Raw genomic sequence first — 26304 nt, 5'->3', positions numbered from 1 at the left:
GCAGCTTTGCGGCGATTGCTACATGACGGCCATGTTCACACGAATTCGTACGCCCCTTACCCCCACCTTGGTCTTGCTCGGCCTCGGCCTTGCCAATATCGCGGCCGCCGCGCCCAATGCCGCGGCCGTCACCGTGGGCGATCTGACCGTCACCGGCGCCCATGCGCGCGCCACCCTGCCGGGCCAGCCGGTCGGCGGCGGCTACATGACCGTCACCAACGCGGGCGACACCGACGACCGGCTCGTCGCGGTGTCCAGCCCCGTGGCGGGACGCGCGGAACTCCACGAGATGCGCATGGACGGCGACGTGATGCGGATGCGCCCGCTGCCCGACGGCCTGCCGGTCCCGGCCGGGGAAACGATCACGCTGGAACCCGGCGGCCCGCACCTGATGTTCATGGATCTTGCGGGCCCGCTGGTCGCGGGCGAAATCGCGCCCGTCCGCCTGACCTTCGAGCGCGCGGGCGCTGTCGACGTGCCCTTCGCCATAGCCGCGCCCGGCCAACGCGAAACGACGGGGATGCACCACTGATGCCCACGCGCCTGAAACCGCTCGTCATCGCCCTGTGGCTTCTGGTCGCCCTCGCGGGCGCGGCGGTCCTGTGGCTGCGCGTGATCGAGCCGCGCCTGAACGCGTCCGTGGGCGACACGCTGGGACAGGGCGACTACGAACTCGTCACCACCGACGGCCAGCCCTTCACCGCCGACACGCTGAAAGGCACCCCGTCCGCGGTCTTCTTCGGCTTCACCCATTGCCCCGATGTCTGCCCCACGACCATGGGCGACGCGATGGCCTGGCAGGAGGCCATGGCGGCCGAGGGCGAAGAGCTCCGCGTCTTCCTCATCACCGTCGATCCCGAGCGCGACACGCCCGACGTGATGCGCGACTACGTCTCCTACACGCCTGGCGTGATCGGCGTGACCGGGAGCCCCGACCAGGTCGCGGCGGCCATCGACGCGTTCCGCATCTACGCCCGCAAGGTCCCGACCGAAGGCGACGACTACACCATGGATCACTCGGCTCTGACGCTGCTCTTCGACGAAGACGGGCGGCTCTTCGAGCCCATCGGCTACGGCGAAGGCATCGAGCGCGCGACCGACAAGCTGCGCCGCCTCTTCGCCTCCTGACCGCCGCACCGCGCCCGGGCTCCGTCCCGAACGGCGCGGACCGGGCGCATGGCGCGTGCATCACTGGTCCTCAAATACCTCTGTCGGATCACCGCGAAAAGGCGAAGCGGCTGGTCTGCGTGTAGACAGTGCCGGGCCGCAGCAGGACCGCCGGGAAGGCCGGATGGGTCGGCGCGTCGGGCCAGTGCTGCGGCTCGAAGGCCAGCGCCGCGAAGCGCGGGTAGCCACGCCCGTGCAGCGTGGCCTCGTCCACCGCGAAGCTGCCCATTCCAAAGACCTGCATCCCCGGCGCGGTGGTCGAGATCTCCAGCGTCAGCCCCTCCGGCCCGCTCAGCCGCAGCGCGGGGGACAGGTCGCGCGGCGCGTCCGACAGGCAGAAATTGTGATCGAGCTTCGGCGCCGTGGCCGCGTCCAGCAGGCGCGGTTCGCGGAAGTCGTAAGCCGTGCCCGCAACGTCCGCGATCTCGCCCGTGGGCAGGTTCGCGTCGTCGGTGGGCAGGTAGCGGTCGGCCAGGATCTGCAGGCGCTGCCCGCTCCAGTCGCCCGGCGGCTGCATCGTCCAGTAGCCGTGGCTGGCCAGGTTCATCAGCGTGGGCCGGTCCGTCGCCGCGCGCAGCTCCAGCACCAGCGCGTCGGGGTCGAGCGTGTAGGTCGCCTCGATCCGGCGTCGTCCGGGAAAGCCGCCTTCGCCGTCGGGCAAATCCAGCGCGAAGGTGACGCTGCGCGCGTCGTGATCCGCAACCTGCCACAGCTTCGTGTGGGTGGCCGCGCTGCCACCGTGCAGCGTGTGGCGGCCGTCCTGGTTGGCGTCGAAACTGAATTCCGTCCCGTCGATCATCGCCCGCGCGTCGGTGATGCGGTTGGCGACCGGGCCCATGATCGCACCGAAATGCTCCATCACGCCCTCGTAGTCGCGGGGCGTCTCACCGCCCAGCGTCAGCGAATGGGCGACGCCCTCCAGCCGCACCTCGTGGATCAGTGCGCCGAGGGTCAGGAAACTGGCGCTGAGGGATCCGTTTTCCAGCGTCACGCGCCCCACCGCGCGCCCGTCCGACCGAGTTCCGAAATCCGTGATGCTCATAGCGCCTCCCATAGCACGCCCGCCTCCGGGATCTCGCGATCCTCGAAGCGGACGGGTTTCATGTCGTAGTTGAACCAGAATCGGTGGGTGTCGGTGTCGCGCACGCGCAGGCCGCGCGGCAGGTCCAGCGTGGCGATGCCTTCCGCGGCGCAGGCGCGGCGCAGGATCCGGTCCAGCGCGTCGGCGTCCGGCCAGCCACCCAGGTAGTGCAGCTTGCCCGCGCGCACCAGGGCGGGGCGGCCGTCGGCGCGGGCCTCGACGATTTCGGCCGTCCCGCCCAGCTGCTCGGCCCAGTGGACCAGCCTGCCCCCCTGCGCCAGCGGCAGCGCGCCCGCCGCGGGCATCGTCTCGACCAGCTCGACCACCGTATCGAGGCCCGGCAGGGCAGGGGGCAGCGGCACGGGAATCGCCATCTGCGCCGTCTTGGCATTGGTGCGCGGCCCCAGGATCGCGGTGCCGGTCAGCCCCTCGCAGAACCCGTCGGGCAGGGTGGCCAGGCCCGGGGCCAGCACCAGCGCGTAGCCCGACAGGTCCGCGTCGGGCGGCACGATGTCGATGCTGAGGCCCAGCCGCCGCAGCGCGCCGTAGAAGGCGAAGCAGATCGCGAAATGGTCGAACTCGGCACCTTGGGGTTGGACCTGCCATGCCCAGGCCGAGGCATAGTCGAAGACCAGCGCAACCCGCGCGCGCGCCGTTGCCGCGTCGGGCATCGCGGCCAGTTCGTCGGCCACCAAGCGGCATTCGGCCAGCGCTGGGGCGGGGGCGCTGTCGGGGCGCAGCAATCCTGCGTGGTGTTGTTCCTGCGCGAAGGGAACCTGGCGCCAGCGGAAATAGCACACCGCCTCGGCGCCGTGGGCGAAGGCCTCCCACGCCCAAAGCCGCGCCATGCCCGGCAGCGGCGCGGGGTTGTGGGCGGCCCAGTTCACGGGGCCGGGCTGCTGCTCGATCACCCACCAGCGGCCGCGCCCCACGGCGCGGTAAAGATCGTGGTGAAACGCCTGCATGTCCGGGTGGCCCTGCCGCAGGAACCGCGCGCGGCCGTCGTCGCTGGCGGGCACGCGGTCCTCCAGGAAGCCCAGCGGGTAGCTGTCCCAGGTGGCAATATCGAGGTCGGCGCCCACCGCGTAGTGATCGAAGGCGACCTCGCGGCCCATGTAATTGTGCAGAAGCGGCGCGCGTGTCCGGGCGCGCAGGATCTCGGCCTGGGCACGGTTGAAGCGCACCACCATGTCGCTGCTGAACTGCCGGAAGGCCAGCGCGTGGGCCGGGTTCGGCTCGGTCACGGTGGCGGTGGGCAGGTCGATCTGCGCGAAATCGTCGTACTCCATGGACCAGAACACGTTGCCCCAGGCCCGGTTCAGCGCCCCGGGGCTCTGGTAGGTCTGCGCGCACCAGTCCCGAAAGGCATCGCGCGCGGCGGTCGAATAGCTGACCACCGTGTCGTGGCAGCCATATTCGTTGTCGATCTGCCAGGCGTGGATATGGGGATGCGCGCCGTAGCGATCGGCCAGAAGCGTGACGATGCGGCGGCATTCGTCCAGGTAGCCCGCGTGGGAAAAGCAGTAGTGCCGACGCGACCCGAAGCCGCGGGGGCGCCCGTCCGGGCCCACGGCCAGCATGTCGGGCAGCTTCTCCACCAGCCAGCGCGGCGGCGTGGCGGTGGGTGTGCCCATGACGATTTTCAGGCCCGCCGCGCCCAGGGTTTCCAGCGCCCGGTCGAGCCAGCCCCAGTCCAGCCGATCCGGCGCGGGCTCGATCCGGGACCACGCGAATTCGCCGATCCGCACCCAAGTCAGGCCCGCCTCGACCATGCGGCGCGCGTCCTCGGGCCAGATCTCTTCGGGCCAGTGTTCGGGATAGTAGCAGGTGCCGAGCGTGCGCTGCGTCATGGGATTGTATCGCCTGCGGCTGGTGTGGCGTTTGAGGTATTTATGGAAAGATGAAGCAGGGCGGTGCGGCTAGAGGATCACGCGATGTTCCTTCTGGCCACGCGCGGTGGTCTGGACATGGAAGGTGCGGCCATGGCCGTCCTCGGTCGCGATGGTCGGCTCGTCCAGGCCCACGGCGGCGGACGTGACATGCAACAGGTTCAGATCGGGGCCGCCAAGCGCCGGGCAGGTGGTCTGGATCGCGGGCAGCTCGACCGTCAGGATCTGGCGCGCGTCGGGGCCATAGCAGACCACGCGACCCGATCCCCATTGCGCCGACCAGACATTGCCGTCCGCGTCGCAGATCGCGCCGTCGGGATGGTGCGGCGTGTCGCGCAGGTCGAGCCAGGTTTCCGGCTTGCCCTCGGGCCAGCCGTCGGCGTCCAGCCGCCAGCGCATGATCATCTGCGTCGGCGTGTCGGTAAAATAGGCGTGGCGATGATCGGGCGTGAAGCAAATCGCGTTGGGGATCGTCATGCCGCCCTTCAGCTTCGTGAGCGCGCCGCGATAAAAGCGGTAGAGCGCGCCGTCGCCCACGCCCTTGGCCACGCCCATGGTCGAAACCCAGAACCCGCCCTGCGGATCGGCGCGGCCATCGTTGGGGCGGTTCAGCGGCTTGTCGTCTTCCAGCGGAACGATGCGCTCGCGCGCGTTGGTGCCAAGGTCGAGCAGGGTCAGGTCGTCGCGCGTGGCCACCACCAGCCGGTCGCGGTCCACCCAGCCCATGCACGAGACGTGGCGCCGGAAGGTCCAGTCGCGCAAGCCCCCGTCCACCCGGGTCAGAAGCCGCTTCGACAGGATATCGACCCAGAAGAATTGCTGCCGCTCGGGGTGCCAGAACGCGCCTTCGCCCAGCAGGCAGCGGGTGCTGTCATGAAGCTCCGGGGTGCCCGTCTCGATCATGTCAGACCACCCCCGCGTCATGGGCCGCGACGATCTGGGCCGCGCGCGTGGCCACGTCTTCGACCGTGTCGCCGGGCCTGTAAAGCGCGCTGCCGATCCCGAAGCCGGACGCGCCCGCGCGCATCCATTCGGCGAAATTCTCGGGCCCCACGCCCCCGACCATGTAGACCTGCGTTTCGGTGGGCAGCACCGCGCGCAGCGCCTTCAGCCCGTCGATGCCCATCTGAAAGGCCGGAAAGACCTTCAGCCCCGTGGCCCCCGCATGCAGCGCGGCAAAGCATTCCGATGGCGTCAGCACGCCGGGATAGCTTTCCATCCCCAAGGCCAGCGTCCGCGAGACCACTGCCGGATCGAAGCAGGGCGACACGACCATCCAGCCGCCCGCGTCGCGGACCTGGTCCACCTGGTCGACCGCCAGCACCGTGCCCGCGCCGATCTGCGCCACGTCGCCGAAGGCCGTCGCCATCGCCTCGATCGAGCGTAGGGGCGAGGGCGAGTTCAGCGGCACCTCGATCCGGGTGATGCCCGCGTCGATCAAGGCTTCGGTCACCGGCACGGCCTCGTCCGGGTCGATCCCGCGCAGGATGGCGATCAGGGGGCGGCTCATGGCACTATCCTTTCATCAGGCGGTAGGCAGCGGTCAGACCGTGCAGCGTCAGCGTCTCGGCGCGGGTGCGGATCACGTGGGCGCCCTGGGTCTGCAGCGCGGTGGCGTAATGCCCCGCCAGCGTCGCGTCCCCGATCAACGCCACCGGCAGACCCAGCCAATAGGGCTTGGCCGCGGCCAGCTCCGCGCCGATCAGCAGGCCCGACAGGCGCGCGGCGGCCTGGCCGGGGCCCTGGTCGCCCAGCAGCCCCGACGCGCGGATCGAGAACAGGGTGGCGGCCAGGCCTTCGGGCCGCGACAGGGTGGCCGAGACCGCCTGCGCGAAGGCGTCCGCGTCCCAGCCATCGCCGACCGAGTGGCGCAACACCGTGTGCGTCGACAGCGCGGCGTATAGCTCGCCGGTCATCATCGTGCGGAACGACACGACCTCGCCCGCGCTGATCTGCACCCACTTGGAATGGCTGCCGGGCAGGCAGATCGCGCCGTCGAAATCGGCGTTCAGGGACAGGAAACCCGCGATCTGCGTTTCCTCGCCGCGCATCACGTCGGGCGGCGCGGCTTGCGACAGGCCCGCCACGATGCGCAGGTCCAGCCGCGGATCGTTGCAGGCCACCCGCGTCATCCCGGCCGCCAGCGGCGTGGCGGGCACGGCGCGATAGCCCGCCTCGGCCCAGCCCTGCCGGGCGCCGACCATGCCGCAGGCGATCACAGGGGTCGCGGGGGCAATGTCCCATCCGTCGATCATCGCCAGAAGCGCGGGCTCGAACGCGTCGCGGGCCAGTTCGCCCATCCCCGGCCCGCGCGGCGCTTCGGCCAGCACGTCGCCGCCCGACATGGCCCAGGCGCGGGCGTGGGTCGTGCCCCAGTCGACGGCGATCCAGTCGGGCTTGGTCACAGGCGCTCCCCCTCGATCACCCACATGGTCGCGGGCCACGCCCAGGGCAAGCGCAGGCCCATCTCCATCAGCGCGGCACCGCTCAGCTCGATCGGGCCGTCCTTCAGCGCCACGGGTCCGCGGCTTTGCGGCGGGATGTCTTCGGGATTGCGCAGGCTGACCCGGTAGCGCGCGTCCCGCGCCAGCCCGGCCAGCAGAAGCGGGCGCGGCAGCGTCTGGGACGACACCGCGGTCTGCGCCGCGAACACGACGAAGCGCGACCCGTCGGCGGCGCGCTGCAACTCGGCCGTCATCGCCGGATCCTCGGGCGCAAGGCGCACGATGTCGCCGCCATGCATCCAGGCGCGGTTGGCCTTGTACCAGCGCGTGACCGCGCGCAGCACGCCCGCGTCGGCGGGGCCGATCGTGCGCGGATCCATCTCGAAGCCCATGTGGCGCTGGGCGGCCACCCAGGCGCGGAACGACATGGGCAAGTGCCGACCCGACGTATGCGACACCTCCGGTCCCACGTGGCTGCCCGTCACCGCCGCGGGCAGCAGCAGCGCGGCCGCGTGCTGGATGCGGGTGCGTTCCAGCGCGTCGTTGCTGTCGCTCAGCCACACCCGGTGGGTGCGCGCCAGGATGCCCGCGTCGATGCGCCCGCCGCCCGAGGCGCAGCTTTCGATCTCGACCCCTGGATGGGCCGCGCGCAGCCGGTCCAGCAGATCGTAGATGCCTTCCGTCTGGGTCGCGTCGCTGAACGGCAGCAGGCGGTTGTGGTCCCATTTCAGGTAGTCGACGGCGTGGTCGCGCAGGATCGCGTCCAGCGCGCCGAACAGGTGGTCGCGCACGTCCTCGCGGCTCAGGTCCAGCACCATCTGCCCGCGCCCGCGCGTCTGGTCGGGCAGCCCCAGCACCCAGCTTGGGTGGATGCGGTAAAGGTCGCTGTCCTCGTTCACCATCTCGGGCTCGACCCACAGGCCGAAGGCCATGCCAAGGCCGCGCACGTGCTCGATCAGCGGGCCCAGCCCGTCGGGGTACTTGCGCTCGTCGATCCACCAGTCGCCCAGGCTGCTGGTGTCGTCGTCGCGCCGCCCGAACCAGCCATCGTCCAGCACGAAGCGCTCGGCGCCCAGGTCCGCGGCCGCCGTGGCGATATCCTTCAGCGTCGCCATGTCGTGCTGGAAATAGATCGCTTCCCAGCAATTGTAATGCACCGGCCGGGGCCGCGACGCATCGGGCCACCGGCAGACCCGGTCGCGGATGTGGCGCTGGAAGATCACGCCCGTGCCGCCGATGCCCGCGTCGCTATGCGCGGCCAGCAGGGTCGCGGTCTCGAACCGCCTGGCCAGGCCGTGATAGGCGCCGGGCGCGTGGCCCATCTGGATCTGCCGACGCCCGTCGGGCAGTTCTTCCGCGACCATCCGGTGCCCGCCGGACCAGCCGTAATGCAGCGCGCTGGCGCGGCCTTGCGTCATGGTCGCGCCGCGCTCGGGGAAGATCGCGTGCGGCGGATGCTCGTGCCCCGAGCGGCCTTGGCGGCTGTCGCGGACCCGCTGGCCCGGCTGCCACGGCGCCCTGTTCAGGTGCCATTCCCCGATCCAGCCGCCATGCACGTCGACCATCTGCGCGGCGTGGGCGGGGCCGGGCAGGACGGGGGCCGCCAGCCAGTCGCAGATCATCAGTTCCGCGCAGTCCAGGCGCGCCGACAGGGCCAGAAGCCCCGGACCCTGCACCGCCAGGGTCGCCGTGTAGCGCAGGTCCGCGTCCCGGCACCGGGCGCTGATGCGCAGCGCGGAGTCGTCGCGCTCGACCGTGGTCCCCGCAAGCCGCAGCGGAACCGGCATGCCGTCGCCGTCGCGCAGGATCGCACCGGGATGCCCCGCGAAGCCGCGCCCCGCCTCGGGACACAGGCTGAGCGGCGCCGTCACGTCCAGGGACCCGCCGCCCAGATCCGCGCGATGCGCCGCGGCCAGCGCGTCCAGATCCTCGTCCAGCGGCAGCGGCGCGCCCCAATGGATCACGCCCGGCAGCGCGTCGCCGTCCGCGGCCAGCACAAGGGTCTGGTGCCCGTCATCCAGTCGCCATTGCGGCATTATTTGACCGCACCCAAAGTCAGGCCCGCGATGAAGTGCCTTTGCATCAGGAAGAACATCGCCACCGGGGGCAGGGCGGCGACGATGCTGCCCGCGCTCATCAGGTGATAGGCGGCGCGGTACTGCGCGTTGAAGCTGGTGATGCCCGCCGTGACGGGTTGGCTTTCCGCGCCCTGGGTCAGGACCACGGCCCAGAAATAATCGTTCCAGATGAAGGTGAAGACCAGCACCGCCAGCGCGGCCAGCGCGGGCTTCATCAGCGGCAGCACCACGTACCAGAAGATGCGCCACTCGGCGACGCCTTCGACGCGCGCGGCCTCGATCAGCTCGAAGGGCAGCTGCTTGATGAAGTTGCGCATGAAAAGCGTGCAGAACCCGGTCTGGAACGCGATGTGGAACAGCACGAGGCCCGTCTTGGTGTTGTAAAGGCCCAGGTCCAGCGTCAGGTCGCGCACCGGCACCATCAGGATCTGGAACGGCACGAAATTGCCCGCCACGAACATGAAGAAGATCCACAGGTTGCTGCGGAACTTGTAGATGCCGAGCGCGAAGCCGGTCATGGCGCTCAAGGCCACGGCGCCGATCACCGTGGGCACCGTGATCAGGACCGAGTTCAGCATGTAGCGCGGCATTTCCGATTCGAAGAACACCTTGCCGTAATTGGTGAAGCCCTCGAAGCTGGACGGCCAGCCCCAGTAATTGGCATTGCCGAAATCGGCCCCCGGCTTGATCGAGAAGATCATCACCGCGATCAGCGGCAGCAACCACAGGATCAGCGCCAGCGGCAGCAGCGCCTGGTAGCTGAGCTGCGCCGCGCGCGGGGCCTTTTCGATGGGGGTGGGAAACATCAGCGACGCTCCTCGCGGTACATCGAGTAGAGGAAATAGGCTATGAAAAGCAGCATGATCAGGAACAGCACCACCGCGATCGCCGCGCCGTAGCCCATGCGGAAGCCGTATTCCGACAGCGCCACCTCGAACATGTAGAAGCTGAGCACCCGGCTCGATCCGAACGGCCCGCCCTGCGTCATCACCGAGATCAGGTCGAAGCTGCGCAGCGCGCCGATGATGGTCACGACGAAGGCGATGAAGGTGGCGGGTTTCAACTGCGGCAGCACCACGTGCCACAGCATCCGCCAGCCCTTGGCGTTGTCCAGGCGTCCCGCCTCGATCAGCTCGGGATTCACGGCGTTCAGGCCGGTCAGGTACAGGATCATGCAATAGGCCGTCTGCGGCCAGAGCCCCGCCGCGATGATCCCGTAGGTCACGTAATTCGGATCGCCCAGCACGTTGATCGGACCCGCGCCAAACCAGCCCAGCATGATGTTCAGGAGCCCGAAGGCCGGATCGTAGAACCAGGTGAAGACCAGTCCCACGACCACCTGGCTGATGACGAAGGGAAAGAAGAAAAGCGACTTGTAAAGCCGGATGCCAGTGACCGTCTGGTTCAGGAACAGCGCGATGAACAGCCCCGCCGGGATCGCCAGTAGATAGAGCAGAAGCCACAGCAGGTTGTTCTTCAGCGAGGTATAGAAGGCCGGATCGCTCCAAAGCTCTTCGTAGTTCTGGGTGCCGATATACGTGGCCTCGCCCAGGCCGTCCCAGTCCTGCAGCGAGATGCCGAAGCTCTGGAAGATCGGCAGGATGACATAGACCGCGAAGAACAGGATACCGGGCGCCAGGAACAGCCACGGCGTGATCCGGATCTGGTTGCGATGCCACCAGGACCGGTGGGTTTTGGACTGGGGCAGGGCGGCTGTGGTCATGGCACTGTCCTTTGACGTCGGACCGGACTTCTCGAGAAGTCCGTGACGTTTTCCTCGAGGAAAACGATGCGGGGCGGATGCGTCGCGCATCCGCCCCGGGCCTCGCTTACTTGTAGATCCGCTGCGCCGCCTGGTCGAGACGGCTCAGGATGTTGTCGATCTGGTCGGGCTGAACCATGAACTGCTGGAAGCCCTCCATCGCGACCTTCGCCATCTCGGCCGGCGCGTCGCGGTCGAAGAACTGCGCAACGCCGCCGGGGCTGTTGGACGACAGCACCTCGAAGCCCTGCTGCAGGAACTTGTCGTCATCCACCGACGACTGGCTGTTGACCGGCAGCTGTCCCAGCGCGTCGCCCGCGTTGATGCGGGTCTGCGTTTCCGGGGTGGTCACGAACTTCAGGAACGCCTTCCCGGCCTCGGGATTGCCGGCCTGCGCGGGCACGTGGAACGTGTCGGTGGGCGCGTCCTCGGCCAGTTCCACATCCGGGTTGATCGCCGGGAACTGGTAATAGTCCAGCTGGTCGTCCGTCAGCCCCGCCTCGCGCAAAGGCGCCACCGCGAAATTGCCCATGAGGTAGGCGGCCGCGTCGCCGTTGGTCATGAAGGGCAGCGCTTCCTGCCAGGAATAGGCGGTGTGGTTGTCGATGAACGCGCCCATGTCGATGAGCTCGCGCCAGTTGGCGAAGGTCTGCTTCACGCCGTCGTCGGTCCACGGGATCTCGCCCGCCGTCAGCTGCATGTGGTAGTCGTAGCCGTTGGTGCGCATGTTGAGGTAGTCGAACCAGCCACCCGCGGTCCACAGGAACTTGGTGCCGATGGTGAAGCACTTGATGCCGTTATCCAGCAGTGTCTGGCAGTTGGACTTGAAGGTCTCCCAATCCTGCGGCTCTTCCAGCCCGTACTGGTCGTAAAGATCCTTCCGGTAATAAACGCCCCACTGGTAGTAGGTATAGGGCACGCCCCATTGCTTGCCGTCCATGGTCATCGCTTCCTTGGTCGACGACAGGTTGGCCGACATCTCGTCGTCCCAGATGTCGCTCACGTCCAGGAACAGGCCCGCATCCACGTAAGGGGCCATGCGGTTGCCCGCGTACCAGTTGGCCACGTCGGGCGCGTTGGCGGTCAGGAAGTTGCGGATCTGGGTCTTGTAGGCCTCGCGGTCGATGACGGTCAGCTCGATGTTCAGATCCGGGTGCATCGCGCCGAATTCCTCGACCAGCGATTCCATCACCGCGCGCGGCGCGGGGTTCGACATGTCCGAAAAGATGGTCATGTCGCCCGACAGGGGGGCGGTGTGCTCGGCGGCATGGGCGGCGCCGCCCGCCAGCAGGGCGAACACGGCGACGGATGCCTTCAAAGTCGATGTCATGTGGATCCTCCCAGATCGTTGTGACGGTTTCATTATTTGAAACACGGTTTTGTATATTGAAACTTGTCGCCCGCACACGCTAGGCTTGTCAAGCGGGTGGGGTGCCTTCACCTTAGCCGCCTTGCTTGGGAGGGCAATCTTGAACGCAACCGGCGATGGAACCGTGGGCAAGGCGCTGGACGTGCTGGACCGCGTCGCGGCGGCCGACGGGCCGGTCCGCTTTTCCGAGCTGATGCAGGATTCGGCCTATCCCAAGGCGACGCTCTACCGGCTTTTGCAGACGCTCACCTCGCAAGGGATGCTGTCCCACGACGAGGATACCGGCAGTTACGCGCTGGGCGTGCGGCTGGTGCGGCTGGCGCACAAGGCGTGGTCCAACGCGTCGCTGGCACCCGTCGCGCACGACACGCTGGACTGGCTGTCGCGCGAAACCGGCGAGGCGGTGCACCTGGCGCAGCTCGACGCGGGCCAGGTTCTTTACGTGGACAAGGTGAACCGCCAGCTTCGGGTCGACATGTTCTCGGCCACCGGCCGTGTCGGGCCCGCCTATTGCACCGGGATCGGCAAGGCGATGCTCGCGTTCCTGCCCGAGGCCGAGCTGGCCGTGGCGCTCAGCCAGCAAAGCTTCCACCGCCACACCGCCACGACGCTGACCGACGCCGCCAGCCTGCGGGCCGAACTTGAGACCATCCGCGAAACCGGCCTGGCCTTCGACCGCGAAGAGCACGAGCCCGGCATCGTCTGCATCGCCACGCCGATCCTGACCCGCGGCGGCCGGATGCTGGGGGCCGTGTCGATCACCTCGACCCCCGCGCGGCGCGGCGCGGACGGCATCGCCGCACTGGCGCCCCTGCTGCGCGAGGCCCGCGACACCATCGAGACCGACATCCACGCCTGGCGCTTCCCCGAAGGCCAGCCAAACCTGCGCAGCGTAGAATAGGAGCCCGCCCATGTCCGGCGTCGAACTGACCAACGTGGTGAAGAAATACGGCGAAACGCAGGTGATCCACGGCATCGACCTGACCGTGAACGAGGGCGAATTCGCGGTTTTCGTCGGTCCTTCGGGCTGCGGCAAGTCCACGCTGCTGCGGATGATCGCGGGGCTCGAGGAAACGACCAGCGGCAAGATCCGCATCGGACAGCGCGACGTGACCCGCGAAGATCCCGCCGAGCGCGGCGTGGCCATGGTGTTCCAGACCTACGCGCTTTACCCGCACATGACGGTGGCCGAGAACATGGGCTTCGGGCTGCGCATGACCGGCCATCCCAAGGCCGAGGTGAAGCAGAAGGTGAACGAGGCTGCGCGCATCCTGCAGCTGACCGACTACCTGGACCGCAAGCCCGCCGCGCTGTCGGGTGGCCAGCGCCAGCGCGTCGCCATCGGCCGGTCGATCACCCGCGGACCCGAGGTGTTCCTGTTTGACGAGCCGTTGTCCAATCTCGACGCCGAACTGCGCGTCGAGATGCGGGTCGAGATCGCCCGGCTGCACAAGGATATCGGCGCCACGATGATCTACGTCACCCACGACCAGGTCGAGGCCATGACGCTGGCCGACAAGATCGTGGTGCTGCGCAAGGGCGTGATCGAACAGGTGGGCGCGCCGCTCGAGCTTTACCGCGATCCCGACAACCGCTTCGTGGCGGGCTTCATCGGCTCGCCGGCGATGAACTTCCTGGACGCGACCGTGCAGGACGGCGCGCTTCAGGTGCCCGCGCTGGGCGGCCGCGTGGAGGTGCCGCAAACGCTGCCCGAAGCGGGGCGCGCCGTGTCGCTGGGCCTGCGCCCCGAGCACCTCCGCGTGACGGAAGGCGACAGCTTCACCGTGGATCTGACCGAGGCGCTGGGCGGCGTGTCCTACGCCTATCTGCGCGCGTCCTCGGGCGAGCGGATCATCGTCGAGGAACGCGGCGACACCCGCGCGAAGATCGGCGACACCGTGGGGCTCGCCTTCGACACGGACCGCTCGATGCTGTTCGACGCCAAGACCGAGGGCCGGATCCGCTAGGGCCCGGGCGGCTCCCGCCCGTCGTCACGCCCGCCTGCGGCGGTCGCTTCTCCCGTTGGGCGTGGCCGCGCGTGCCGCGCGGCGGGCGCAGGGAACTTGGCCAAAGCCATACCGGTCAGGCGGCGTTCGCGCCCTTGCCGTAGTACAATCCCACCACGTGCTCGGCCTCGGCGAAGAACAGCCAGCGCTGGCCCAGCATTCCCAGGACGTGGCTCAGCACCGCGATCCCCGCGCTCAGGTGGCCGAAGGGCATCAGCAGCGCCACCACCGGCACCGCGAAGGCGAAGACCAGCACCAGCGACCGCAGCTTCTGGGCGTGCTTGCGCGCCACCCGGAAGACCATTTCCTTGGTCAGGTAATTGCCACCGCTATGCGGCGGCTCGAACAGCCGCACCCGCCCACGGGGCCCAAGGCCCGTCGCGGTGCCGATTGTGGTGCCGCTGTCCGACAGGGCCCGGTCACCGCGCCGCCAGGCCAGGAACTGCGCCACCGCCATGATCCCCAGAAGCAGTGCGGCGGGCCAGACCCGGCCCGACAGAAGCGCGCCGCCCGTGACCGCGTATCCCACGAACAGAAGCGGCGTGACCGGCCCGTGCCAGCGCGGCACGGTCTTCAGCTGCGCGTAGATCATCGCCGTGCAGAACACGACCGCGAGGCAAAGCGCCGCCCCCAGCCAGCCCAGCGGCGAAATGCGCAGGCCCAGCAGCGCCAACAGCGCGTAGATCCCCATGACGCCCAAGGCCGCCATGGCCACCCACGCCTCGCGGCTCAGCCAGGACGTGCGCCATTGCGAAAACGCCTTCGGCGCGCGCTCGGGATGGCCCAGGTGCAGCAGCGACGACAGCAACCCCGCGCCCGTCATCCCGAAGGCCAGCGCGAAGAACACGAAGCCGGTCCAGCCCGCCGTGGGCGCCAGGCCCAGCCCCAGAAAAGCCAGCAGCCCCAGCCCGAGCCCCGAAAGCGTCGAGAACGCGATGAGCGACGGCGCCGGATGCATGTCAGAGCCGCTCCAGCGCGCGGTCGAGCCAGCCCAGGAATCCCTTCGGCCCCTCGTCCACCCGCTCCAGGAATGGCGCAAGCACGTCGATCTGATCGCGCGCCCGGGGCGGCAGGTACTTGTTCACGGGCTTGGTGCCCTGCTCGGGCATCAGGTCCATGCCGCCGCGCGCCTCGACCAGCTTCGACACGTCGCTATCGGGATCGCCCAGGTCGCCGAAATGCCGCGCGCCCGCGGGGCAGGTGCGCACGCAGGCGGGCACGCGGTCCACTTCGGGCAGTTCCTCATTGTAGATCCGATCGACGCAGAGCGTGCATTTCTTCATCACGCCTTCCAGCGGATCCATCTCGCGCGCGCCGTAGGGGCAGGCCCAGGCGCACAGCCCGCAGCCGATGCAGTCGGTTTCGTTGACCAGAACGATGCCGTCCTCGACCCGCTTGTAGGACGCGCCGGTGGGGCACACCGTGACGCAGGGCGCGTCCTCGCAATGCAGGCAGGATTTCGGGAAATGCACGGTCTGCGCCGCGCCCGCATCCGGCTGAACCTCGAACGAATGGATGCGGTTCAAAAAGGCGCCGACGGGGGCGGCGCCATAGGCATCGGCATCGCCCAAAGGCGCGCCGTGGTTCTCGGTGTTCCAGCCCTTGCAGGCCGTGACGCAGGCGTGGCAGCCGACACAGGTATCCAGGTCGATCACCAGCCCCAGCTTGCGCGTCGTCGCCTCCGGCAAAGCGGTCATGGCTTCACCTTTCTCAAAATACCTCGGCCGAGCGGCGACACCCGTCCGACCGCGATCCCGACGCGACCCCGCCCGCCAAGGGGCGAAAATTCTTGAAGAATTTTGCCCGCGCTCACGATTTCACCTGCTGCGCCACGTTCTTGGGCCCGCGCCCCACCGGGCTTTCCTGGATGCCGGTGTCGGGATAGCTCTGCCGGGGGGCGGGCACCTTCTCGATCTTCACGCGCAGATCGAACCAGGCGGCCTGGCCCGTCACCGGATCGCTGTTGGACCAGCGCAGCCCGTCGCCCTTGGGCGGCAGCAATTCGTGGATCAAGTGGTTCAGCAGGAAGCCCGTCTTCGCCTCGGGGGCGTTCTTGTCCAGCGCCCAGGCGCCGCGCCGCTTGCCGATGGCGTTCCAGGTCCAGACCGTGCGCTCGTTCAGCGCCGCCTGGTGCGCCACCGGCACCGTGATCTCGCCGTGGACCGAGCTGACGCGGGCCCAATCGCCCTCTTCGAAATTATGCATTTCCCACAATTTGGTGGGGATATAGAGCGGATTGATCCCGTGGATTTGACGTAACCACGCATTCTGCCCGCCCCAGCTGTGATACATGGCGGCCGGGCGCTGGGTCAGGGCGTGGATCGGGAATTCCACCGGATCGGCATGCCCGTCCTCCAGCGGCGGGTACCAGATCGGCAAGGGGTCCAGCGTCGCCTTGATCCGCTCGCGCAGATGATCGGGGGGCTGGCGGGTGCCGTGGCCCTCGGCGGCCAGCTGGAACCGGCGCAAGGGCTCGGACCAGAGCGAGAAGAGGTAGGGCGCGGCCTGGTCGAACAGCCCGATCTCGACCGCCCATTGCTGATAGGCCATGTTCCACGGCTTGAAATACTGCGCCTCTTCGGGGATGTGCCCGATCCAGAAGCCGCCGTTCTCGATATAGGCATCCAGCTGCGCCGCGTTCGGCGCGCCGCGTCCATGCTCCAAGCCCTTTTCGCCCACGCGCCAGCCCGCCAGCGGCCCCACGCCCGGGCGCCGTTCGTGGCTGACGATGTAATCGGCGTAATCGGCATATTTCGCGCTGCCATCCTCGTTCACGAAGCCGGGCAGCTTCAGCCGCGCGCCCAGGTCCACCAGCACCGACTGGAAGCCGCGCACGTCGCGGTCGGGTGTGACCACCGGCCAGCGGATCGCGTCGGCGGCGGCGTCGGCCTCGCAGATGGGACGGTCCAGCAGCGAGATGCAGTCGTGCCGCTCCAGGTAGGTCGTGTCGGGCAGCACCAGGTCGGCATAGGCCACCATCTCGGACGAATAGGCATCGGAATAGATGATATTAGGAATGACGTAATCGCCATTCGCATCCGTATCCGTCAGCATCTTCATGACGCCCGACGTGTTCATGGACGAGTTCCACGCCATGTTCGCCATGTAGAGAAACAGCGTGTCGATCCGGTAGGGATCGCCCGCATGGGCGTTCGAGATCACCATGTGCATCATGCCATGGGCGCTCATGGGGTTTTCCCAGGTGAAGGCCTTGTCGATCCGCGCGGGGCTGCCGTCCTCCTTCAGCGCCAGGTCGTCGGGGCCGTGCACGAACCCCAGGTGCGGCCCGTCCAGCGGCTGGCCGGGCCGGACCCCGTAATGGGGCTTCGGATGCGCGGTGGCGGGCTTGGGATAGGGCGGCTTGAACCGAAAGCCGCCCGGCGCCTCGACGCTGCCCAGCAGGATCTGCAGCAGGTGCAGCGCGCGGCAGGTCTGGAAGCCATTGGAATGGGCGCTGATCCCGCGCATGGCGTGGAAGCTGACGGGCCGGCCGCGCATGGTTTTGTGGGTGTCGCCGCGGAAATCGGTCCACTCGCGCTCCAGCTCGAAGCTCTTGTCGAAGGCGGCATGGGCCAGCTCGGCCGCGATCGCCTCGATCCGCGCGGGGTCGATCCCGCAAGAGGGCCCCACGATCTCGGGCGCGTAGGCCCGGTCGAGGTAGCGCTCGGCGATGTGCTGGAACACGCTGCGATGGGTCTGCCCCGCGCGGCGCATCTTGCCCGCCAGGTCCGGCTGCACCAGCGGCGCGTCGAAGGGCGCGGGCTTGCCGTTGCGCCGGTCCACCACCAGCGCGCGGCCCTCGTCGTCCGTCATCAGCAGGCCGAACGCGTCCGATTTCAAATCCTCGTTGACCAGCACCGGCGCGTTGGTGAAGCGCGCCAGGTAGTCCAAGTCGATCTTGCCCGACCGCAGCAGGCAATGGATCAGCGACAGGATGAACAGCCCGTCGGTGCCGGGCGTGATACCCACCCATTCGTCGGCCACCGCGTTGTAGCCGGTGCGCACCGGGTTCACCCCGATCACCTTCACGCCGCGGGCCTTCAGCTTGCCCAGCCCCATCTTGATTGGGTTGCTGTCGTGATCCTCGGCAACCCCGAAGATCATGAAAAGCTCGGTTCGGTCCCAGTCGGGCTGGCCGAATTCCCAGAACGCGCCGCCCATGGTGTAGATGCCGGCCGCCGCCATGTTGACGCTGCAAAATCCGCCATGGGCCGCGTAGTTGGGCGTGCCGTAGGCTTGCGCCCAGAAGCTGGTGAAGGACTGCGACTGGTCGCGCCCGGTGAAGAAGGCCAGCTTCTCGGGGGCCTCTTCGCGCAAGGGGCCGAGCCGGTCGGTGACGATCCGCAAGGCCTCGTCCCAGGTGATCTGCTCGAACTTGCCCGACCCGCGCGGGCCGACCCGCTTCAAGGGCGCGCGCAGCCGGGCGGGCGACAGGTGCTGCATGATCCCCGCGCTGCCCTTGGCACACAGCACGCCCTTGTTGACCGGATGGTCGCGGTTGCCCTCGATATAGGCGACGCGCTCGACCCCCTCGGTGTCGCGCTTCAGGTGCACGTCGATACCGCAACGGCACGCGCACATGTAGCAGGTGGTCTTGGCGACCCGGTCGCCGGGCTTGGGGTGCAGGTCGATCTCGGGCTTCGTCATGCCGCTACCCTAGGCGGGCGACGGGGGCGGCGTCATCCCCAAAATCTCGGCCGTCTCGCGCGCGATCTGCCGCTCTTCGTCGGCGGCGACGACATGGACGGCGACCGGACCCGCCCATTTGAGCCCGTCCACGATCCGCCCGCGCATCTCCGCGTCGTTCTCGCCGATCCCGCCGGTGAAGGCGATGGCGTCGATCCCGCCCAGGACCGCGATCAGTCCACCCGCCTGTCGCAACGCCCAGTGGCCGAAATGCGCCCGCGCGAAGCTGCTTTCAGGCAAGTCGCGCATGTCGCTGGTCCCGCCCAGCGCGCGCAGGCCGCTGTCATTGTTCAGCAGCCGTCCCGCGGCGTCGATGCCGATCTCGCCCGCGATGCGCAGCACGGCATTGGCGTCGATCTCGCCCACGCGGGTGCCCATGGTCATCCCCGAGACCGGCGAATACCCCATGGAGGTCGCCACCGAGCGTCCGTCCCGGATCGCGCACATGGACGCCCCGTTGCCCAGGTGGCACGCCAGCAGCCGACCCGGCAGCGGGTCGAGTGCCTCGACCAGCCCCCGGTAGCTCAGCCCATGAAACCCGTAGCGCCGAACGCCCTTGTCGCGCCAGGCCGCGGGCAGGGCATAGCTGGTGACGACATCCTCCTGCCCGGCGTGGAACGCCGTGTCGAAGCTGGCCACCTGCGCGACACCCGGCGCGATGGCCGCCAACGCGTCGATGCAGGCCAGCGCCACCGGATTGTGCAGCGGCGCCAAGGACCCAAGCGCGTCGATCCGCGCCCGCACCGCCGCATCGATCACCCGCGGCCCGTCGAAATCCGCGCCGCCATGCACCACCCGGTGGGCCACCGCGGCCAGGTCGCCCGGCGCGACCCTCAGCGCCTCCAGCACCGCGACCAGCGCCGCGCCGTGATCGGCAAGCCGCACCTCGCGCCGCGCGCCGTCCGCCACCAGCGCCGACGCGCCGCCGATCTCCACTGCCTGCGCGTCCGCCACCCGCTCCAGCGCGCCCGAGAAAAGGGCGCATTTTAAGGACGACGACCCCGCGTTGACGACGAAGATCACGCGCTACTCTCCCCTGCATCACTGTTCGAGAACTACTCTCGGGGGGTCTGGGGGGCAGACAGCCCCCCAGACTCTCCAGCTATTCCGCCGCCATGTCCGACGCGGCAACACCCGCCACGCGCACCGGCTTCTTCATGGCGTCCCGGCGGAACGGCTCGCCCAATTCCTGGTTCAGGATCACCTCGATCAGCGTGGTCACCCCGTCCTCCATCTGCGCCTTCACGGCCTTGTCCAGCGCGTCGGTCAGCTCGTCCATGCCGCGCACCTGAACCCCTTCCAGCCCGCAGGCCTTGGCGATCCCGGCGTAGCTCACCTTCAGGTCCAGCTCGGTGCCCACGAAATTGTCGTCGAACCAGAGAGTCGAGTTCCGCTTCTCGGCCCCCCACTGGTAGTTGCGGAAGACGATCATGGTGATCGCGGGCCACTCGTCGCGCCCGATGGCGGTCAGCTCCGTCACCGCGATGCCGAACGCCCCGTCGCCGGCGAAACCCACCACCGGCACGTCCGGACAGCCGATCTTTGCGCCCACGATCGAAGGCAGCCCGTAGCCGCAGGGCCCGAAGAGGCCCGGTGCCAGGTATTTCCGCCCCGACTCGAAGCTGGGATAGGCGTTCCCGATGGCGCAGTTGTTGCCTATATCCGAGGATATAATGGCCTCCTTCGGCAGCGCCGCCTGGATCGCGCGCCATGCCATGCGCGGGCTCATCCGGTCCGGGTGGGCGGCGCGGGCGCGCTCGTTCCAGGTGGTTCCCGGGTCGTCCTCCTCGTGGTCCATGGACGACAGCTCCTGCGCCCAGCGGGATTTCGTCTCGGCGATCAGGTCCAGCCGGTCCGTGGCGGGCGCGTCCTTGTCGCCCAGCCGCGCCAGCAGCCCCTGCGCCACCTTCTTGGCATCCCCGATGATGCCCACGCTGACCTTCTTCGTCAGGCCGATCCGGTCGGGGTTGATGTCCACCTGGATCACCCGCGCGTCCTTCGGCCAGTAGTCGATCCCGTAGCCCGGCAGGGTCGAGAACGGGTTCAGCCGCGTGCCCAGGCACAGCACCACGTCGGCCTTGGCGATCAGCTCCATCCCCGCCTTGGACCCGTTATAGCCCAGCGGCCCCGCGAACAGCGGATGCGAGCCCGGGAAGGCGTCGTTGTGCTGGTAGCCGCAGCAGACCGGCGCATCCAGCCGCTCGGCCAGCTTCACCGTGTCGCCGATGGCATCCGCCAGCACCACGCCCGCGCCGTTCAGGATCACCGGGAATTTCGCGTCCATCAGCAAAGCCGCCGCCCGGTCCAGCGACGCGGCCCCCGGCGTCGGCGGCTCGAACACCACCGGCTCGGGCAGCTCGATATCCACGACCTGCGTCCAGAAATCGCGCGGCACGTTGATCTGGACCGGCGCGCTCATGCGGTGGGCCTTCGAGATACAGCGGGCCAGCACCTCGGCGATGCGGGTGGGGTCGCGCACTTCTTCCTGGTAGGCGACCATGTCCTCGAACAGCTTCATCTGCTCGACCTCCTGGAAGCCGCCCTGGCCGATGGTCTTGTTGGCGGCCTGCGGCGTGACCAGCAGCAGCGGCGTGTGGTTCCAGTAGGCGGTCTTCACGGCGGTCACGAAATTGGTGATGCCAGGCCCGTTCTGGGCGATCATCATGCTCATCTCGCCGGTGGCGCGGGTGTAGCCGTCGGCCATCATCCCCGCGCTGCCCTCGTGCGCGCAGTCCCAGAAGGTGATGCCGGCCTTCGGGAACAGGTCCGAGATCGGCATCATGGCCGAGCCGATGATCCCGAAGGCGTGGCGGATCCCGTGGCGCTGGAGCACCTTCACGAAGGCTTCTTCGGTGGTCATCTTCATGGGGGATCCTCCAGTGGACTCGGATGCGGTGGCTCACACTCCTAAGAACAGCACGGACCGTCGGATAGGGCCAGATGCAATGCCCCTATCGGGCCAATCCGCGCGGCGGGACTATCGCTCGCCCGGCACGACGTGGCGCAACCGCTCGGACTGCGCGCGCACCTCTTCGGGCGACCAGGGCGACCGGACCCGCGCGGTGGCCGCCGGGTGGTGCGCCAGCCCCAGCGCCTTGCCCGCGCGGTGGTTCGTCTTGGGCCGGATCGGACGCGGTGTCAGGTTGCCGCCGCAGGTGGGGCAGACATTCTGGAGCACGGTCTCGACGCAGTCGGCGCAATAGGTGCATTCGTAGCTGCAGATCCGCGCCTCGGCGCTGTCGGGGGGCAGGTCGCGGTCGCACCATTCGCAGTTGGGTCGAAGCTCGAGCATGGCGTGGCTTTCGGCTGGCTGGCATCCATGAAATCGCCGCGCCGCCGACCCGTCAAGAGGCAGGGCGGCCCGGCATCCTGCGTACCTCTTCGGCGATCAGCGCGATGCCGTCGGCGATCCGATCCTCGGGGATCGACGAATAGGCCAGCCGGTAGGTGTCGCGCCCGCGCGCAGGGTCCGCGAAGAACGGCGATCCCGGCTCGATCAGCACCGAGCGCGCGCGCAGCCGCGCCGCCAGGTCGTGGGTGTCGATCCCCGGCGCGCGCATCCACAGCGACGAGCCGCCGAAGGACCCGCGCCCCGCGACCTCGAGCCCGTGCGCGGCGATGGCGGCTTCCATCACCGCGCGCCGCTTGCGATAGGCCCGGCTCATCCGGTTCAGCAGCGCGTGGTAGTGGCCGAGCTCCAGGAAATGCGCCGCCGTGCGCTGGATATGGCCCGGCGGGTGGCGAAACGTGGTCGAGCGCAGCGCCCGCGCCGCCGCGATGAACGGTTTGCTGCCGACCAGGTATCCCAGCCTGAGGCCCGGAAACAGCGACTTGGAAAAGCTGCCCACGTGGATCACCCGCCCGTCGCGGTCGAGCGATTTCAGCGCCGGGGCGGGCGGGCCCAGGAACGACATCTCGAACTCGTAATCGTCCTCGACCACCAGCATGTCGCGCTCGGCGGCCAGCGCCAGAAGCGCGCGGCGCCGCTCCAGCGGCATCGTGGCCGAGGTCGGGCAATGGTGGCTGGGGGTGGTGAAGACCACGCCGGCCTTCGGCAAGCCGTCGACCCTCAGGCCGCTGGCATCCACGCCCACGGGCAGGATGCTGGCGCCGCCCAGCCGCAGGATGTCGCGCAGGGGCGGGTAGCTCGGATCCTCGATCACCGCGCGCCCTCCCGGGCCCAGAAGAACCTGCGCCGCCAGCCACAGCGCGTTCTGCGCGCCCATGGTCACCAGGATCTCGTCGGGGGCGGCCAGGATACCGCGGCGGGGCAGGGATTGGCGGGCGATGAAATCCACCAGCTTGGGGTCGTCGCGGTCGTAAAGATCGGCCGTCATCGCTTCGAAATCCCGCGCCCCCAGCGCCTGCACCGCGCAGAGCCGCCAGTTGGAATGGTCGAACAGCGTCGGGTCGGTCTGCCCGTAGATGAACGGGTAGCGATAGCTGCGCCAGTCGCGCGGACGTTCGACCCGTGGCACCTGCGGCGGCGGCGGTCGCAGCGCGGCGTCCCAGTCAACGCTGTCGGCGCGCGCGACCTGCACGTGGCCGGAGGGCTGCGGCACGTCGTCCCCCACGTAATACCCCGAGCGTCCACGCGCGGTCAGGTAGGCATCGGCGACCAGCTCGGTATAGGCCAGCGTCACTGTCATCCGGCTGACGCCCAGATGGGCGGCCAGCGCGCGCGACGAGGGCAGCTTTTCGCCCGGCCGAAAGCGGCCCGAAAGAATGCCCTGCGCCACCATGCGCTGGATGCGCGTTTGCAGCGTGCCCTCGTGGTGGGGATTCAGGAAGAAGGTGTCGATGGCGATGCCCATGAACTGGACTTACCGCATCACCGCAACTGGCCCAAGGCCCCCGACACGCCCGCGCCCCATCTTTGTTCTTTCAAATATCCCGGGGGAGTCCGCAGGACGGGGGCAGCGCCCCCAAGCGACGCCTGGCATTTGCGCCGCGGATTCCCCCGGGGCACATCCGGTCCGACAACGGCGCTCCCTCCGCCTGCCGCCCGCGTCAGTGGGGACCCGCGTCGGTGGCCGGGCGGCGGGCCGAGATCCACGCGGCCGCCAGCACCACGACCGTCACCGCGACGATGACCAGCGTCGCCAGCGCGTTGACCTCGGGCGACACGCCCAGCCGCACCTTAGAGAAGATCACCATCGGCAGGGTCGACGATCCCGGACCCGCCACGAAACTGGCGATCACCACGTCGTCGAGGCTGAGGGTGAAGGCCAGAAGCCAGGCCGCCACCAGCGCGGGCGCCAGGCCCGGCAGCGTCACGTCGAAGAACACCCGCAGGGGCCGCGCGCCCAGGTCCTGCGCCGCTTCTTCCAGCGAACGGTCCAGCGCGACCATCCGCGCCTGGATCACCACGACCGCGAAGGCCGTGCCGAAGGTGGCGTGGGCGATGACGATGGTGGTCAGGCCGCGCCCGGCGGGCCAGCCCACCAGGCTTTCCATGGCGACGAACAGCAGCAGCAGCGACAGGCCGATGATGACCTCGGGCATGACCAGCGGCGCGGTCACGAGCCCGCCCAGCATCGTCCGCCCGCGAAAGCGCCCGTGCCGTGCCAGCGCCGTGGCGGCCAGCGTTCCCAGGATCGTCGACAGGCACGCGGCCAGGAACGCGATCTTCAGGCTGATCCAGGCCGCTTCCAGGATCTGCGTGTCGCGCAGAAGCTCGCCGTACCACTTGGTCGAAAAGCCGCCCCAGACGGTGACCAGGCGGCTTTCGTTGAAGCTGTAGATCACCAGGCTCAGGATCGGCGCGTAAAGGAACACGAAGCCCGCGACGACGACGATGCGCAAAGCGGCGCGGCTCATGCGCGATCCTCCTGGGCCGCCTGGACGCGGCGCAGGATGGCGATGGGCAGGGCCAGCACCAGCACCATGACGATGGCGACCGCCGCGGCCACCGGCCAGTCGCGGTTGAGGAAGAACTCGTTCCACAGGACCGACCCGATCATCAGCGTGCCCGGCCCCCCCAGAAGTGCCGGGATCACGTATTCGCCCACCGCCGGGATGAAGACCAGCATCGAGCCCGCGACGATCCCCGGCAGCGACAGCGGCAGGGTCACGGTCAGGAAGGTGGTCGCGGGACGCGCGCCCAGGTCCGCCGCGGCATCCAGCAGATCGACGTCGAGCTTCGACAGCGTGGCGTAGAGCGGCAGGATCATGAACGGCAGGTAGGTATAGACGATGCCCAGATAGACCGCGAAATCGGTCTGCAGCATCACCAGCGGCTGGTCGATCACCCCGATCGACAGCAGAAAATTGTTGACCGGCCCGTTCGCCTTCAGCAAGCCGATCCACGCGTAGACGCGCAGCAGGAACGAGGTCCAGAAGGGCAGGATCACCAGCATCAGCAGAAGCCCGCGGCGGCGTTCGGGCGCGCGCGCGATGGCATAGGCCATGGGATAGCCCAGCAGCAGCGCGAACAGGGTCGAGATCGCGGCGATCTTCACCGACGAGAAGTAGGACACCAGGTAAAGCGGGTCCTCGGTCAGGAAGATGTAGTTGCCGAGGTTCAGCGCGACGGTCAGGATCCCGTCGGCCCAGTCCACCACGGGCAGGTAGGGCGGCTGGGCGATGGCCGGTTCCGACAGGGATATCTTCGTCAGGACGACGAAGGGGATCAGGAAGAACAGCCCCAGCCACGCCAGCGGAACAAGGGCCACCAGGCGCTTCATGACGGCAGCACCACGGCCGAGCGGCCGGTAAAGCCAAGCTCGACGCGGTCGCCCACGCTGATATCCTCGGTCTCGGCGCGCAGGCGGTTCGTGCGGCTGACGCGCACCCGCTTGCCCGATGCCAGCAGCACGTGGAAGACCGACAGGTTGCCGTTATAGACGATGTCGCGCACCTCGCCCGCCAGGGTGTTGTCGTAGGGCTCGGGCAGGGCGCGTGCGATGACGATCTTTTCGGGGCGGAGCGCCACGGCCACATCCTGTCCCTTGGTCCCGGTGACGGCATGGGGGATGCGGATGTCGATGCCCGCCTCGGGGCTGGCGATGACGGCGTCGGTGTCGCGGTCTTCCGCGATGGTGCCTTCGAACAGGTTCACCGTGCCGATGAAATCGGCGACGAAGCGGCTTTGCGGGAACTCGTAGACCTCGTGCGGAGCGCCGATCTGCACGATACGGCCCGCGTTCATCACGCCCAGCCGGTCGCCCAGCGTCATCGCCTCTTCCTGGTCGTGGGTCACGACGATGAAGGTGATGCCCAGGGTGGTCTGGATCTTCTTCAGCTCGAGCTGGGTTTCCTCGCGCAGCTTGCGGTCGAGCGCGCCCAAGGGCTCGTCCAGCAGCAGAAGTTTCGGCCGCCGGGCCAGCGCGCGGGCCAGCGCCACGCGTTGCCGCTGGCCGCCCGACAGCTGGTCGGGCTTGCGGCGGGCCAGCTTGTCGAGCTGCACGAGGCCCAGCATCTCGGTCACGCGGGTGGCGATCTGGGCCTTCGGCATGCCCGCGCGGTGCAGGCCGTAGGCGATGTTGCGCTCGACGCTCATGTGCGGAAACAGCGCGTAGGACTGGAACATCATGTTCACGTCGCGCGCGTGGGGCGGCACGTCCGTCATGTCGCGCCCGTCGATCACGATGCGCCCCGCCGTGGGCCGGTCGAAGCCCGCGAGCATGCGCAGCAGCGTGGACTTGCCGCAGCCCGACCCGCCCAGAAGGCAGAAAAGCTCGCCCTGCCGGATATCGAGCGAGACATCGTCGACGGCATAGACCTCGCCGTAGGTGCGGGTCACGCCGTCTATGCGGATGAAGGGGTCGGACATCGGCATTTCCCGCGCAGGGGGGCCGCCCGGGCGCGGGCGGCCCGGGTG

The 26304-nt window shown here is 68.7% G+C and carries 23 protein-coding genes; 4 read left to right on the top strand and 19 right to left on the bottom strand.

Annotation, left to right across the window (positions count from 1 at the left end; all coding sequences use genetic code 11):
* The first annotated feature begins 22 nt into the window (after positions 1 to 22).
* Positions 23 to 532: a copper chaperone PCu(A)C gene (locus tag ILP92_RS06580; RefSeq protein ID WP_198915583.1), complete on the top strand. Its 510-nt coding sequence runs from the start codon at positions 23 to 25 to the stop codon at positions 530 to 532.
* Complete coding sequence (locus tag ILP92_RS06575) at positions 532 to 1128, top strand: SCO family protein (RefSeq protein ID WP_198915582.1); 597 nt, start codon at positions 532 to 534, stop codon at positions 1126 to 1128. Before ILP92_RS06580 ends, ILP92_RS06575 begins: the two co-directional genes overlap by 1 nt.
* Before the next feature lie 88 nt (positions 1129 to 1216).
* On the opposite strand, the gene ILP92_RS06570 is transcribed toward ILP92_RS06575, so the two are convergent.
* From ILP92_RS06570 to ILP92_RS06530, 9 genes are all read right to left on the bottom strand, one after another.
* Positions 1217 to 2209, bottom strand: a complete 993-nt coding sequence (locus ILP92_RS06570) for an aldose epimerase family protein (protein ID WP_198915581.1) — start codon at positions 2207 to 2209, stop codon at positions 1217 to 1219.
* A complete protein-coding gene (locus ILP92_RS06565; protein WP_198915580.1) occupies positions 2206 to 4098 on the bottom strand; it encodes a beta-galactosidase in 1893 nt (630 codons plus the stop codon). The genes ILP92_RS06570 and ILP92_RS06565 overlap by 4 nt, the downstream gene beginning before the upstream one ends.
* A 69-nt stretch (positions 4099 to 4167) precedes the next feature.
* Positions 4168 to 5040 carry an SMP-30/gluconolactonase/LRE family protein gene (locus ILP92_RS06560; RefSeq protein ID WP_198915579.1) on the bottom strand — a complete coding sequence of 291 codons (873 nt, stop codon included), beginning with the start codon at positions 5038 to 5040 and terminating at the stop codon, positions 4168 to 4170.
* A gap of 1 nt (position 5041) precedes the next feature.
* Complete coding sequence (locus ILP92_RS06555) at positions 5042 to 5647, bottom strand: 2-dehydro-3-deoxy-6-phosphogalactonate aldolase (RefSeq protein ID WP_198915578.1); 606 nt, start codon at positions 5645 to 5647, stop codon at positions 5042 to 5044.
* 4 nt (positions 5648 to 5651) lie between these two features.
* A complete protein-coding gene (locus ILP92_RS06550) occupies positions 5652 to 6542 on the bottom strand; it encodes a 2-dehydro-3-deoxygalactonokinase (protein WP_198915577.1) in 891 nt (296 codons plus the stop codon).
* Complete coding sequence (locus ILP92_RS06545; RefSeq protein WP_214649970.1) at positions 6539 to 8617, bottom strand: alpha-galactosidase; 2079 nt, start codon at positions 8615 to 8617, stop codon at positions 6539 to 6541. The genes ILP92_RS06550 and ILP92_RS06545 overlap by 4 nt, the downstream gene beginning before the upstream one ends.
* A complete protein-coding gene (locus tag ILP92_RS06540) occupies positions 8617 to 9465 on the bottom strand; it encodes a carbohydrate ABC transporter permease (RefSeq protein WP_198915576.1) in 849 nt (282 codons plus the stop codon). The genes ILP92_RS06545 and ILP92_RS06540 overlap by 1 nt, the downstream gene beginning before the upstream one ends.
* A complete protein-coding gene (locus tag ILP92_RS06535; RefSeq protein WP_198915575.1) occupies positions 9465 to 10382 on the bottom strand; it encodes a carbohydrate ABC transporter permease in 918 nt (305 codons plus the stop codon). Before ILP92_RS06535 ends, ILP92_RS06540 begins: the two co-directional genes overlap by 1 nt.
* A gap of 106 nt (positions 10383 to 10488) precedes the next feature.
* Positions 10489 to 11751, bottom strand: a complete 1263-nt coding sequence (locus tag ILP92_RS06530; protein WP_198915574.1) for an ABC transporter substrate-binding protein — start codon at positions 11749 to 11751, stop codon at positions 10489 to 10491.
* 139 nt (positions 11752 to 11890) lie between these two features.
* Between ILP92_RS06530 and ILP92_RS06525 the strand changes: the two genes are divergently transcribed.
* Both ILP92_RS06525 and ILP92_RS06520 read left to right on the top strand, forming a co-directional pair.
* Entirely contained in the window at positions 11891 to 12691 is an 801-nt protein-coding gene (locus tag ILP92_RS06525) for an IclR family transcriptional regulator (protein WP_198915573.1), read from the top strand.
* Between the two features lie 10 nt (positions 12692 to 12701).
* Positions 12702 to 13757, top strand: a complete 1056-nt coding sequence (locus ILP92_RS06520; protein ID WP_198915572.1) for an ABC transporter ATP-binding protein — start codon at positions 12702 to 12704, stop codon at positions 13755 to 13757.
* Between the two features lie 115 nt (positions 13758 to 13872).
* Here ILP92_RS06520 and ILP92_RS06515 read toward each other — a convergent pair whose 3' ends face one another.
* The 10 genes from ILP92_RS06515 to ILP92_RS06470 form a co-directional block, all read right to left on the bottom strand.
* The gene (locus ILP92_RS06515; RefSeq protein WP_198915571.1) at positions 13873 to 14754 is read right to left on the bottom strand and encodes a dimethyl sulfoxide reductase anchor subunit family protein; all 882 of its coding nucleotides are present in this window, start codon (positions 14752 to 14754) and stop codon (positions 13873 to 13875) included.
* A gap of 1 nt (position 14755) precedes the next feature.
* Complete coding sequence (locus tag ILP92_RS06510; RefSeq protein ID WP_198915570.1) at positions 14756 to 15493, bottom strand: 4Fe-4S dicluster domain-containing protein; 738 nt, start codon at positions 15491 to 15493, stop codon at positions 14756 to 14758.
* A gap of 112 nt (positions 15494 to 15605) precedes the next feature.
* Positions 15606 to 18443, bottom strand: a complete 2838-nt coding sequence (locus ILP92_RS06505) for a molybdopterin oxidoreductase family protein (protein WP_198915569.1) — start codon at positions 18441 to 18443, stop codon at positions 15606 to 15608.
* A gap of 9 nt (positions 18444 to 18452) precedes the next feature.
* Positions 18453 to 19505, bottom strand: a complete 1053-nt coding sequence (locus tag ILP92_RS06500) for an acetate/propionate family kinase (protein ID WP_198915568.1) — start codon at positions 19503 to 19505, stop codon at positions 18453 to 18455.
* Positions 19506 to 19584: 79 nt separating this feature from the next.
* Positions 19585 to 21348: a sulfoacetaldehyde acetyltransferase gene (xsc, locus tag ILP92_RS06495; RefSeq protein ID WP_198915567.1), complete on the bottom strand. Its 1764-nt coding sequence runs from the start codon at positions 21346 to 21348 to the stop codon at positions 19585 to 19587.
* A 111-nt stretch (positions 21349 to 21459) separates the two neighbouring features.
* Positions 21460 to 21774 carry a DUF1272 domain-containing protein gene (locus ILP92_RS06490; protein ID WP_198915566.1) on the bottom strand — a complete coding sequence of 105 codons (315 nt, stop codon included), beginning with the start codon at positions 21772 to 21774 and terminating at the stop codon, positions 21460 to 21462.
* Positions 21775 to 21826: 52 nt separating this feature from the next.
* Positions 21827 to 23296, bottom strand: a complete 1470-nt coding sequence (pdxR, locus tag ILP92_RS06485) for a MocR-like pyridoxine biosynthesis transcription factor PdxR (RefSeq protein ID WP_198915565.1) — start codon at positions 23294 to 23296, stop codon at positions 21827 to 21829.
* A 196-nt stretch (positions 23297 to 23492) separates the two neighbouring features.
* Positions 23493 to 24302: an ABC transporter permease subunit gene (locus ILP92_RS06480; RefSeq protein WP_198915564.1), complete on the bottom strand. Its 810-nt coding sequence runs from the start codon at positions 24300 to 24302 to the stop codon at positions 23493 to 23495.
* On the bottom strand, positions 24299 to 25168 hold the full coding sequence (locus ILP92_RS06475; protein WP_198915563.1) for an ABC transporter permease subunit: 870 nt from the start codon (positions 25166 to 25168) through the stop codon (positions 24299 to 24301). Before ILP92_RS06475 ends, ILP92_RS06480 begins: the two co-directional genes overlap by 4 nt.
* Complete coding sequence (locus ILP92_RS06470) at positions 25165 to 26256, bottom strand: ABC transporter ATP-binding protein (protein WP_198915562.1); 1092 nt, start codon at positions 26254 to 26256, stop codon at positions 25165 to 25167. Before ILP92_RS06470 ends, ILP92_RS06475 begins: the two co-directional genes overlap by 4 nt.
* Positions 26257 to 26304: the final 48 nt, after the last annotated feature.

Source organism: Palleronia pontilimi, from assembly GCF_016412875.1.
GTDB classification, from domain to species: domain Bacteria; phylum Pseudomonadota; class Alphaproteobacteria; order Rhodobacterales; family Rhodobacteraceae; genus Palleronia; species Palleronia pontilimi.
Note: the sequence above shows the minus strand (reverse complement) of the source record. Positions and strands in the feature narration are given on the sequence as shown.